Source organism: Pseudomonas artemisiae (genome assembly GCF_057128685.1).
Genome location: NZ_JBSKHS010000012.1, coordinates 1 through 12,152, shown reverse-complemented (window position 1 = coordinate 12,152; position 12,152 = coordinate 1). Strand labels below are relative to the sequence as shown.

The window sequence follows — 12,152 nt, the reverse complement described above, 5'->3', positions numbered from 1 at the left end:
CGCGATCATGAAACCTAAACAACCGCAGATGGGCCTGGATTACAACCTGGTCGAAACGCTGGTCGCCGGCGTGGATGAAGTCGGCCGTGGGCCCTTGTGTGGCGCAGTGGTCACGGCGGCGGTGATTCTTGACCCTGCTCGGCCCATCCTGGGCCTGAACGATTCGAAAAAGCTGACCGAGGCACGGCGCGAAGCCCTGTACGAAGAAATCTGCGAAAAGGCCTTGAGCTGGTGCATCGCTCGGGCGGAAGTAGACGAAATCGACCGCCTGAACATCCTCCACGCCACCATGCTGGCGATGCAGCGGGCGGTAGCAGGGTTGCACATTACCCCTCGCATGGCCTTGATCGACGGCAACCGTTGCCCAGTGCTGGCTGTGCCCAGCGCGCCTGTGGTGCAAGGTGATGCAAAGGTCCCTGCCATTGCCGCCGCGTCCATTCTGGCCAAGGTCAGCCGAGACCGTGAAATGACCGCGTTCGAATTGATCTACCCAGGCTACGGCATGGGCAGTCACAAGGGTTACCCAACCCCCGTGCACCTCGAAGCCCTGGCACGGCTGGGCCCAACCCTTATCCATCGGCGCTCCTTCGCGCCTGTACGGGCTGCCTTCGAAGCCCGCGACGCGGATTACGCCCAAGCCTGACGGTCATGCATTAGGCGCGCGCCCCCGGTACAATCCCCCGCTATCGTTTTATTCGCCAACGGAACGCTCATGCCGGTTTCTTTCGTTCATCTTCGCCTGCACACCGAATACTCCCTGGTAGACGGCCTGGTGCGGATCAAGCCACTGATCAAAAGCCTGGCTACCATGAACATGCCAGCGGTGGCCGTTACCGACCAAAGCAACATGTGCGCCCTGGTGAAGTTCTACAAAGCCGCCATGGGCGCGGGCGTCAAGCCGATTTGCGGCGCCGACCTCTGGTTGGCGGGCTCGGATATCGACGCCCCCTTGAGCCGCATCAGCTTGCTAGCCATGGATGCCGAGGGCTATCGCAACATCACCGAGTTGATCTCCCGTGGCTACATGGAAGGCCAGCGCAATGGCGTGATCGTGGTCCAGCGCGAATGGGTGGCCGACGCCAGTACCGGGGTGATCGCGTTATCCGGGGCGAAAGAGGGCGAAATCGGCCAGGCCTTGCTGGGCAATGACCCCGGCCAGGCAGAAGCCTTGCTGGGCTACTGGCAGTCTGTGTTCGACGATCGGTTCTATGTGGAAGTGCAGCGCACCAACCGCGCCGGGGATGAAGACTACCTGCACGCCGCCGTGGCCTTGGCCGACCGCTTGGGCGCGCCGCTGGTGGCCACCAACGATGTGCGCTTTATCAAGGCCGAAGACTACGAGGCTCACGAAACCCGAGTGTGCATCGGCGAAGGCCGCGCGCTGGATGACCCCCGGCGTTCGCGCAACTACAGCGACCAGCAGTACCTGAAAAGCCCCGAAGAAATGGCCGAGCTGTTCAGCGACCTGCCCGATGCGTTGCAAAACACTGTGGAAATCGCCCGGCGCTGCAACATCGAGGTGAAGCTGGGCAAGCACTTCCTGCCCGATTATCCCATTCCCGATGGCATGACCATCGACGAGTACTTCCGCAAGGTGTCTTTCGACGGCCTGGAAGAGCGCTTGTCGGTACTGTTGCCGCGTGAGACCACGCCTGACTACGAAGCCAAGCGCCAGGTGTACGTGGACCGGCTGAATTTCGAGCTGGATATCATCATCCAGATGGGCTTCCCCGGTTATTTCCTGATCGTGATGGACTTTATCCAGTGGGCCAAGAGCAATGGCGTGCCCGTGGGCCCAGGGCGGGGGTCGGGCGCCGGGTCGCTGGTGGCCTACGTGCAGAAGATCACTGACCTGGACCCGTTGGAATATGACCTGCTGTTTGAACGCTTCCTCAACCCCGAGCGGGTCTCGATGCCCGACTTTGACGTTGACTTCTGCATGGATGGCCGCGACCGGGTAATCGACTATGTGGCCGACAAGTACGGGCGTAACGCCGTCAGCCAGATCATCACCTTCGGTTCCATGGCGGCCAAGGCGGTGGTCAGGGACGTGGCGCGGGTGCAGGGCAAGTCCTATGGCCTGGCCGACCGCCTGTCCAAGATGATCCCCTTCGAAGTGGGCATGACCCTGGAAAAAGCTTTCGAGCAGGAAGAAATGCTCCGTGACTTTTTGGCCACCGACGAAGAGGCAGCGGAAATCTGGGCCATGGCCCTCAAGCTCGAAGGCATTACCCGTAACGTAGGCAAGCACGCCGGTGGGGTGGTGATTGCCCCCACCAAGCTGACGGACTTCTCGCCTATCTACTGCGATGAAGCCGGTGACGGCTTGGTGACCCAGTTCGATAAAGACGATGTGGAAGCCGCCGGCCTGGTGAAGTTCGACTTCCTCGGCCTGCGTACCCTGACCATCATCGACTGGGCGCTCAAGACCATCAACCGCGACCGGGCCAAGGTCAACGAGCCGCCCCTGGACATCGCGTTCATTCCGCTGGACGACAAGCCGACCTACAGCCTGCTGCAAAAGGCTGAAACCACCGCGGTGTTTCAGCTCGAATCCCGTGGCATGAAAGAGCTGATCAAGAAGCTCAAGCCAGACTGCCTGGAAGACCTTATCGCATTGGTGGCCCTGTTCCGCCCTGGGCCGTTGCAGTCGGGCATGGTGGACGACTTCATCAACCGTAAGCACGGCCGCGCCGAGTTGGCCTACCCGCACCCCGATTACCAGTACGAAGGCCTAAAACCGGTACTGGCGCCCACCTACGGCATCATCCTGTATCAGGAACAGGTAATGCAGATCGCCCAGGTGATGGCCGGTTATACCCTTGGCGGGGCGGACATGCTGCGCCGGGCCATGGGTAAGAAAAAACCCGAAGAAATGGCCAAGCAGCGTGGCGGCTTTATCGAAGGCTGCGCCAATAACAACATCGATGCGGACCTGGCCGGTAACATTTTCGACCTGGTAGAAAAGTTCGCTGGTTACGGCTTCAACAAGTCCCACTCCGCCGCCTACGGCCTGGTGTCCTACCAAACCGCCTGGCTCAAGGCCCACTACCCGGCGCCCTTTATGGCCGCGGTACTGTCGGCGGATATGCACAATACCGACAAGGTCGTGACCCTGATCGAGGAAGTGCGCAGCATGAAGCTGCGCTTGGACGCGCCAGACGTGAACGCCTCGGAATTCAAATTCACGGTCAACGAAGATGGCCGGATTATCTACGGCCTGGGCGCTATCAAGGGGGTGGGTGAGTCGCCAGTGGAGGCCATCGTTGAATCCCGCCAGGCTGGGCCCTTCAAGGATTTGTTCGATTTCTGCGCCCGGGTAGACCTTAAACGCATTAACAAACGTACCCTCGATGCCCTGGTGCGCAGCGGCGCCCTGGACCGCCTGGGGCCGCATTTCCATGACGAGCCCAAGGCCTACCAGGCCAACATCGACCGCAACCGCGCGGTGCTGCTGGCCGCCATGGAAGAAGCGATCAAATCCGCCGAGCAAACCGCGCGTACCCAGGACAGTGGCCACGTGGACCTGTTTGGCGGCGTGTTCGCCGAAGCGGACGCCGATGTCTACGCCAACCATGGCCGGGCGCGGGCGTTGTCGCTCAAAGAGCGTCTCAAGGGTGAGAAAGACACCCTTGGGCTGTACCTGACCGGCCACCCCATCGACGAATACGAAACCGAAATCCGCCGTTTCGCTCGGCAGCGCATCATTGACCTTAAGCCAGCCCGGGACACCCAGACCATCGCCGGCATGGTGGTCGCGCTGCGGGTGATGAAGAATAAAAAGGGCGACAAGATGGGCTTTATTACCCTCGACGATCGCTCTGGGCGCATCGAAGCGTCGCTGTTTGCCGACGCTTTCCACAGTGCCCAGGCCTTGCTGCAAACCGATACCGTGGTGGTGGTAGAAGGGGAGGTCAGCAATGATGACTTTTCCGGTGGGCTGCGCTTGCGGGTCAAGCGGGTACTGAGCATGGAAGACGCTCGCACCCAGTTGGCCGAAAGCCTGCGCCTGAAGGTTGATATCAATGCCTTGGGCGGGGATCGCATCAACTGGCTGGGCACCTTGTTGAACAAGCACCGTGGGGCCTGCCCGATCACTCTGGATTACAGTTCCAGCGAGGCGCGCGCGCTGGTGCAGTTTGGCGAGGCCTGGCGGATCGACCCGGCCGACAGCCTGATCCAGGCCTTGCGTGACCAGTTCGGGCGGGAGAACGTCTTCCTGAATTATCGTTAAGCCAGGGGTACCGACCTTACCCCGGCACGCGTCGCTGCCCCTTTGGCAACGGCGCACTGTTTTTTACATCTCGACCTCAAGGCGCCACTTCCGTATGGTATGGCGCCAAACGGATCAACCGGCCGCCTGGCCGTCGACCCTAGACGGAAGCCTATGAACCCGAATTTCCTGGATTTCGAACAGCCAATCGCTGACCTGCAAGCCAAGATCGAAGAGTTGCGCCTTGTCGGCAACGACAACTCACTCAACATCAGCGATGAGATCTCTCGCCTTCAGGAAAAGAGCAGCACGCTGACCGAGAGCATTTTCGGCAATCTCACCAGCTGGCAGATCGCGCGACTGGCGCGTCACCCGCGTCGCCCTTACACCCTGGATTACATTCCGCAGGTCTTCACCGAGTTCGAAGAGCTGCACGGGGACCGGCACTTCTCCGATGACGCCGCCATCGTGGGCGGCACCGCGCGCCTGGACGGCCAGCCCGTTATGGTGATCGGCCATCAGAAAGGGCGTGAAGTCCGCGAGAAGGTACGCCGCAACTTCGGCATGCCGCGCCCTGAAGGCTATCGCAAGGCGTGCCGCCTGATGGAAATGGCCGAGCGCTTCAAAATGCCGATCCTTACCTTTATCGATACCCCCGGCGCTTACCCAGGGATCGATGCCGAAGAGCGTAACCAGAGCGAGGCGATTGCCTGGAACCTGCGGGTGATGGCGCGGCTGAAAACCCCAATCATCGCCACGGTAATCGGCGAAGGCGGTTCTGGTGGTGCGCTGGCCATTGGCGTGTGCGATCAGCTCAACATGTTGCAGTACTCCACCTATTCGGTGATCTCCCCTGAGGGTTGTGCATCCATTTTGTGGAAAACCGCCGAGAAGGCGCCGGATGCGGCTGAAGCCATGGGCATTACCGCCGAGCGCCTCAAAGGCCTGGGCATCGTGGACAAAGTGATCGACGAGCCGCTCGGTGGCGCTCATCGGGACATCGCCCTGGCCTCGCAAACCCTGCAAGCTTCGCTTATTGAGCAGCTAGACATGCTCAAGGGTTTCGACACCCCAGCACTGCTGGATCGCCGCTACCAGCGGTTGATGAGCTACGGCTTATAAGCTCAGGCAGCCGGGCCAGCCCTGTGCTGGCCCGTAGCCGCTTACCGAGGGTTGCCAGGCGATGCTCACTGAGCACCTGTTACAGCGCTTGAGCCCCTGGCGCGCTGCCCCTTCCTGGGTAGTGGCGTTGTCAGGGGGGCTGGACTCCTGTGTGCTACTGCATGCCCTGGTGGCCCTCGCTCGCCAGCACAGCCTTCCCCCGTTGCGGGCTATTCATATCCATCATGGGCTGCAATCGGCCGCCGATTCATGGCCTGACCACTGCCACCGGCTGTGCCACGCGCTCAAGGTGCCCTTGACCGTGCAGCGGGTACAGGTGCGGCCTGGTGCAAGCCTGGAGCAGGCCGCACGGGATGCCCGCTATGCTGCCCTGGAGGCTGCCCTGAGCGCTGGCGAGGTGCTGCTGACCGGCCAGCACCAGGATGACCAGGCCGAAACCCTGCTTTTGCGCTTGATGCGCGGGGCTGGCGTGCGCGGCGCGGCGGCCATGGCCTGGCAGCGCGCGCTCGGCGCCGGAACGCTGTGCCGTCCGTTGCTCAGCATCAGCCGCCAGGCGCTGTTGGCCTATGCACAAGATCACGACCTTGGGTGGGTAGAAGACCCCTCCAATGCCGATACCCGCCATGGGCGTAACTACATGCGCCATCAGGTGATGCCAGGTTTGCACGCTCGCTGGCCAGCCGCCGCGACCAACCTTGCCCGCAGCGCAGGGCATTTCGCCGAGGCCCTGTGCTTGCTGGAAGAACTGGCCGCCGAAGACCTGGCCGCTGCCAGTACTCCCGGGGCTTTTACCTGGCTGCCCATGCCTTCATTGGCGTTGGCACCCTTGCAAGCCTTGAGCGAAGCGCGGCAGCGCAACGCCCTGCAAGCCTGGCTGGCGCCCCTTACACGTTTGCCAGACACTGACCATTGGGCAGGGTGGGTGGCGTTCAGAGATGCAGCCCAGGATGCCTCGCCCATCTGGGCCCTGACCGACGGCAGATTGTGTCGTGGGGCAGGGCGCGCCTGGTGGCTGGCCGGGCCCTGGCTACAAGCGCCACCTTCTCCCTGCGCGTGGGAGGACCTTTCTCAGCCGCTGCACCTGCCGGGCAATGGCACGCTCCGTTGGCAAGGGGCCGTGCCTGGAGCCGGTGTTCAGGTGCGCTATCGCCAAGGGGGGGAACGGTTACTATTGCCGGGCCGAGGCAGCCGGGATCTGAAGCGTCTGCTCAATGAGGCGGGGGTGCCCAACTTCCTGCGCGGGCGCTTGCCGTTGCTGTTCGTGGAGGGGCAACTGCTGGCCGTGGCCAACCTGCCTGGGCTCACTGTAACCTCCGGCCACCTGCACTGGCGACCACCGACGAACGACCGGTGTTTGAGATGAAAGGCGGTTTCCGGTAGACTACCCTCCCTTCTTGATACAGCTTCTGCGCGTTCCCGAAACCGCCGAAGTTGCCGATGACCGAACGGTCTTACCGCGTGATGTTTGAAAACCTGTAGCGGCTCTCATAGGCCGGCGCCAATCGCCGGTACATGCGAACGCGGCATTTTCTCGAACCCAGCACGGTAGCGCTCTAGGTCTCGGGGCTTTTTGCAAGCGGAACACCGTTCCGTGCGCCAGGCCTTCCTTCGCTTTCCCCGGCGGCTCCGACCGCTTTAACGCAGACTTCTAGGGTTTTTCATGACGCGTTACATCTTCGTCACGGGCGGTGTTGTTTCTTCATTGGGGAAAGGCATTGCTTCAGCATCCTTGGCGGCCATCCTGGAGGCGCGGGGGCTGAAGGTCACCATGCTCAAGCTGGATCCGTATATCAACGTGGACCCGGGCACCATGAGCCCGTTCCAGCACGGTGAAGTGTTCGTGACCCATGACGGTGCCGAAACCGACCTGGACCTGGGCCACTACGAGCGGTTCATCCGCACCACCATGACCCAGAACAACAACTTCACCACCGGCCGTGTGTACGAGCACGTGCTGCGCAAAGAGCGCCGTGGTGATTACCTGGGCGCGACCATTCAGGTGATTCCGCACATCACCGACGAAATCAAGCGCCGTATTATCAAGGGCGCCGGCGATGCCGACGTAGCTCTGGTGGAAATCGGCGGTACCGTGGGCGATATCGAGTCTCAGCCGTTCCTGGAAGCGATCCGCCAGCTGCGGGTTGAGGTGGGCGCCCGCCGCGCCATGCTGATGCACCTGACCTTGGTGCCGTATATCGCCACGGCTGGTGAAACCAAGACCAAGCCTACTCAGCACTCGGTCAAGGAACTGCGCTCCATCGGCCTGCAGCCAGATGTACTCATCTGCCGCTCCGACCACCCGGTGGATGCCTCTTCCCGCCGCAAGATCGCCTTGTTCACAAACGTCGAAGAGCGTGCGGTCATTTCCCTCGAAGACGTGGACACCATCTACAAGATCCCGGGCGTGCTGCATGCCCAGGGCCTGGATGATTTCGTAGTGGAGCGCTTTGGCCTGCAATGCGGCGGCGCCGACCTGGCCGAGTGGGACAAAGTCATCGATGCCAAGCTCAACCCTGAGCATGAAGTCACCATCGCCATGGTCGGCAAGTACATGGAGCTGCTCGACGCCTACAAATCGTTGATCGAGGCCATGAGCCATGCCGGCATTCAGAACCGCACCCGGGTCAACCTGCGCTACATCGACTCCGAAGACATCGAAAACCAGGGCACTGGCTTGCTCGAAGGGGTAGACGCCATTCTGGTACCGGGCGGCTTTGGCCTGCGCGGCGTTGAAGGCAAGATCCGCGCGGTACAATTCGCCCGTGAGAATAAGGTCCCATACCTGGGCATCTGTCTGGGCATGCAGGTGGCGGTCATCGAATTCGCCCGTAACGTGCTGGGCTGGGCCGACGCGAACTCCACCGAATTCGAGCGTAGCAGCGGCCACCCCGTGGTGGGCCTGATCACCGAATGGTCCGATGCCACCGGCGCGGTGGAAACCCGTACCGAAACCTCCGACCTGGGCGGCACCATGCGCCTGGGCGCGCAGGACTGCCTGCTTGAGCCTGGCTCCAAGGTACACGCCTGCTACGAAAAAGACGTGATCGTCGAGCGCCATCGCCACCGGTATGAGGTGAATAACAACCTGTTGCCGCAGTTGGTCGAAGCGGGCCTGGTGATCTCCGGCCGCTCCGGTGACGGTGCGCTGGTCGAAGTTGTAGAAGGCAAGGACCACCCTTGGTTCGTGGCCTGCCAGTTCCACCCAGAATTCACTTCCACGCCCCGTGACGGCCACCCGCTGTTCAGCGGTTTCGTCAAGGCGGCACTGGCTCAACGGAACAAAGGCTGACCCATGGCACAGAAAACTATCCGCGTAGGCAGCATCGAGCTGGCCAACGACAAGCCCATGGCGCTGTTCGGCGGCATGAACGTGCTCGAATCCCGCGACCTGGCCATGCAAGTGTGCGAAGAATACGTGCGGGTGACCGAAAAGCTCGGCATTCCTTACGTGTTCAAGGCCAGCTTCGATAAGGCCAACCGTTCCTCGGTGACGTCCTATCGTGGCCCTGGCATGGAAGAGGGCCTGAAGATCTTCGAAGAGATCAAAAAAACCTTCAACGTGCCGGTGATCACTGATGTGCACGAGCCTCACCAGGCCGCGCCCGTGGCTGAAGTGTGCGACATCATCCAGCTGCCGGCTTTCCTCTCCAGGCAAACCGACCTGGTGGTCGCCATGGCGCGCACCAATGCGGTGATCAACATCAAAAAGGCTCAGTTCCTCGCGCCCCAGGAAATGAAGCACATCCTGACCAAGTGCGAAGAAGCCGGTAACGACCAACTGGTGCTGTGCGAGCGGGGTTCAAGCTTCGGTTACAACAACCTGGTGGTGGACATGCTCGGCTTCGGCATCATGAAGCAGTTCGAATACCCCGTGTTCTTCGACGTGACCCACGCCCTGCAGATGCCGGGTGGGCGCGCCGATTCCGCTGGTGGTCGCCGTGCCCAGGTCACTGACCTGGCCAAGGCAGGCATCAGCCAAGGCCTGGCGGGCTTGTTTTTGGAAGCCCACCCAGACCCCGACAATGCCCGTTGCGATGGCCCGTGCGCCCTGCGCCTGAACAAGCTCGAAGCTTTTTTGAGCCAACTCAAGGCCCTGGATGAACTGGTCAAAGGTTTTCCGATCATAGAGACCGCCTGACCGCGCACGCGCGGCCACCGGCTTTTTCTGAGGCCCGGCGACAGGAGTCGCCGGGTGCTGTTCAACCCTCAGCTGCGTCGTTTCGTCCAATCTGGAGTGTTTACAACAATGGCAAAAATCGTCGACATCAAAGGTCGTGAGGTTCTGGACTCCCGTGGCAACCCAACCGTGGAAGCCGACGTGCTTCTGGACAATGGCATCATAGGCCGTGCCTGCGCGCCGTCGGGTGCGTCTACTGGCTCGCGTGAAGCACTGGAACTGCGGGATGGCGACAAGAGCCGTTACTTGGGCAAAGGCGTATTGAAGGCCGTGGCCAATATCAATGGCCCTATCCGCGACGCGCTGCTGGGTAAGGACCCTGCCGACCAGAAAGCCCTCGACCACACCATGATCGACCTCGACGGCACCGAGAACAAAGCCAACCTGGGCGCCAATGCCATCCTGGCAGTGTCCTTGGCCGCTGCCAAGGCTGCTGCTGAAGACCAGGACCTGCCGCTGTACGCACACATTGCCAACCTCAACGGCACCCCTGGCCAGTACTCGATGCCAGTGCCGATGATGAACATCATCAACGGTGGCGAGCACGCCGATAACAACGTCGATATCCAGGAATTCATGGTGCAGCCGGTCGGCGCCAAAAACTTCGCCGATGCACTGCGCATGGGCGCGGAGATCTTCCACAGCCTCAAGGCGGTACTCAAGGCCCGTGGCCTGAGCACCTCGGTGGGCGACGAAGGTGGCTTCGCGCCTAACCTGGCCTCCAACGAAGAGGCCTTGGGCGCTATCGCCGAAGCCGTGGAAAAGGCTGGCTACACGCTGGGTACCGACGTGACCCTGGCGCTGGACTGCGCGGCCAGCGAGTTTTTCGACAACGGCACCTACGACCTGGCCGGTGAAGGTCATACGTTTGATGCCGAAGGCTTCGCTACCTACCTGCAAGGCCTGACCCAGCGTTATCCGATTATCTCCATCGAAGATGGTCTGGATGAATCCGACTGGGCTGGCTGGAAAATCCTCACTGACAAGATCGGCGAGAAGGTGCAATTGGTGGGTGACGACCTGTTCGTGACCAATACCAAGATTCTTAAGGAAGGCATCGACAAGAAGATCGGTAACTCCATCCTGATCAAGTTCAACCAGATCGGCAGCCTGACCGAAACCCTCGAAGCCATCCAGATGGCCAAGGCGGCGGGTTACACGGCGGTCATCTCTCACCGTTCCGGTGAAACCGAAGATTCCACCATCGCCGACCTGGCGGTCGGTACCGCTGCCGGTCAAATCAAGACCGGTTCGCTGTGCCGCTCTGACCGGGTGTCCAAGTACAACCAACTGCTGCGTATTGAAGAACAGTTGGGGGAGAAAGCCCCTTACCGTGGTCGCGCCGAGTTTCGCGGCTGATCAGGAAGTGGTAAAAAGGCGGCAGGGAAGGTTGCCCGTCTAGCGTTACCGGTTCCAATTGCTTCCCTTCATGCTCGCATTCACCAAGCCTGGCCCTGCCAGGCTTCGTGCTATCTGGCAGGCAATTGATCTCTTTTGGATGCTTTGATGCGCAGTCCCTACTGGTTGTTTCTGGTTCTTATCGTGTTGCTCGCGGGGCTACAGCATCGGCTGTGGACCGGCACGGGCAGCTTTGCCCAGGCAGCAGATCTAAAACAGCAGATTGCCGATCAGAAGGCTGAAAACGAGCGCTTGTTCGAGCGCAACCGTGTACTCGATGCCGAAGTAGCCGAGCTTAAAAAAGGCATGGAGACCGTTGAAGAGCGTGCCCGTCATGAGCTGGGCATGGTCAAGGACGGCGAAACCCTTTACCAGATTACCCAATGACCCCCGGGCCTGTACCTTTCTGGGTGGTCATACCCGCCGCAGGCGTGGGCTCGCGCATGGGCGCGGATCGACCCAAGCAATACCTGAGCTATGCGGGCAAAACCCTGCTGGAACACACCCTCGATTGTTTCCTTGACCACCCGGGGCTACGTGGCGTGGTGGTAAGCCTGGCCGAGCATGACGCCTGGTGGCCCGACCTGGCATGCGCGCGTCACCCTGGCATTCACCGCGCCCACGGCGGGCAGGAGCGGTGTGATTCTGTACTCAATGCGCTGCTTAAGCTCAGTGAGCTGGGCGCCGGAAGCCGGGATTGGGTGTTGGTCCATGACGCGGCCCGGCCCAACCTGGCAGGTAGCGACCTGGAGCGCCTGCTGAGCGAACTGGCCCATGATGAAGTCGGTGGCCTGTTGGCGGTGCCTGCCAAGGACACGCTCAAACGCGCGGGCAGTGATGGGCGCGTGAGCGAAACCTTGGACCGCAGTGTGGTCTGGCATGCCTTTACGCCCCAGATGTTCCGCCTCGGTCCTTTGCAGCGGGCCTTGGCCGACGCCTTGGTCGCTGGTACCACCGTGACCGATGAGGCCTCGGCCATGGAGTGGGCAGGCTTTGCGCCGCGATTGATCGAAGGCCGTGGCGACAACATCAAGATCACCCGGCCTGAAGACCTGGCCTGGTTGAAGCGTTAACAAGGCGTTACGCCGTGGCCCGGCCCTGCTGCTACGGCAGCACCTATCGGCTGTAGGAGCAAGCGCAAGCTCGCGAAGAGATGGCACAGGTAGTGAACTGCGCCCCAAATGTTGGACACCTATCCAACCTTATGGGGCGTTTTTCATGGGTAAGTACTCAAAAGACTTC

The 12,152-nt window shown here is 61.2% G+C and carries 9 protein-coding genes; all 9 read left to right on the top strand.

Annotated features, from left to right (window positions below):
- Nucleotides 1-7: 7 nt before the first annotated feature.
- Nucleotides 8-643, top strand: coding sequence for a ribonuclease HII (gene rnhB, locus ACWKV4_RS14620; RefSeq protein WP_483832812.1), 636 nt, complete (start codon nucleotides 8-10; stop codon nucleotides 641-643).
- A 69-nt stretch (nucleotides 644-712) separates the two neighbouring features.
- Nucleotides 713-4,234 (top strand): DNA polymerase III subunit alpha, encoded by a 3,522-nt coding sequence (gene dnaE, locus ACWKV4_RS14615; protein WP_483832811.1) that lies wholly within the window; start codon nucleotides 713-715, stop codon nucleotides 4,232-4,234.
- 153 nt (nucleotides 4,235-4,387) lie between these two features.
- Nucleotides 4,388-5,335: an acetyl-CoA carboxylase carboxyltransferase subunit alpha gene (locus ACWKV4_RS14610; RefSeq protein ID WP_483832810.1), complete on the top strand. Its 948-nt coding sequence runs from the start codon at nucleotides 4,388-4,390 to the stop codon at nucleotides 5,333-5,335.
- A gap of 61 nt (nucleotides 5,336-5,396) precedes the next feature.
- Nucleotides 5,397-6,698, top strand: coding sequence for a tRNA lysidine(34) synthetase TilS (gene tilS / locus ACWKV4_RS14605; RefSeq protein WP_483832809.1), 1,302 nt, complete (start codon nucleotides 5,397-5,399; stop codon nucleotides 6,696-6,698).
- Between the two features lie 297 nt (nucleotides 6,699-6,995).
- On the top strand, nucleotides 6,996-8,624 hold the full coding sequence (gene pyrG / locus ACWKV4_RS14600) for a CTP synthase (protein WP_483832808.1): 1,629 nt from the start codon (nucleotides 6,996-6,998) through the stop codon (nucleotides 8,622-8,624).
- Nucleotides 8,625-8,627: 3 nt separating this feature from the next.
- The gene (gene kdsA, locus ACWKV4_RS14595; RefSeq protein WP_483832807.1) at nucleotides 8,628-9,473 is read left to right on the top strand and encodes a 3-deoxy-8-phosphooctulonate synthase; all 846 of its coding nucleotides are present in this window, start codon (nucleotides 8,628-8,630) and stop codon (nucleotides 9,471-9,473) included.
- Nucleotides 9,474-9,581: 108 nt separating this feature from the next.
- The gene (eno, locus tag ACWKV4_RS14590; RefSeq protein ID WP_483832806.1) at nucleotides 9,582-10,871 is read left to right on the top strand and encodes a phosphopyruvate hydratase; all 1,290 of its coding nucleotides are present in this window, start codon (nucleotides 9,582-9,584) and stop codon (nucleotides 10,869-10,871) included.
- A 147-nt stretch (nucleotides 10,872-11,018) separates the two neighbouring features.
- On the top strand, nucleotides 11,019-11,297 hold the full coding sequence (gene ftsB / locus ACWKV4_RS14585) for a cell division protein FtsB (RefSeq protein ID WP_483832805.1): 279 nt from the start codon (nucleotides 11,019-11,021) through the stop codon (nucleotides 11,295-11,297).
- A complete protein-coding gene (gene ispD / locus ACWKV4_RS14580; protein WP_483832804.1) occupies nucleotides 11,294-11,983 on the top strand; it encodes a 2-C-methyl-D-erythritol 4-phosphate cytidylyltransferase in 690 nt (229 codons plus the stop codon). The genes ftsB and ispD overlap by 4 nt, the downstream gene beginning before the upstream one ends.
- Nucleotides 11,984-12,152: the final 169 nt, after the last annotated feature.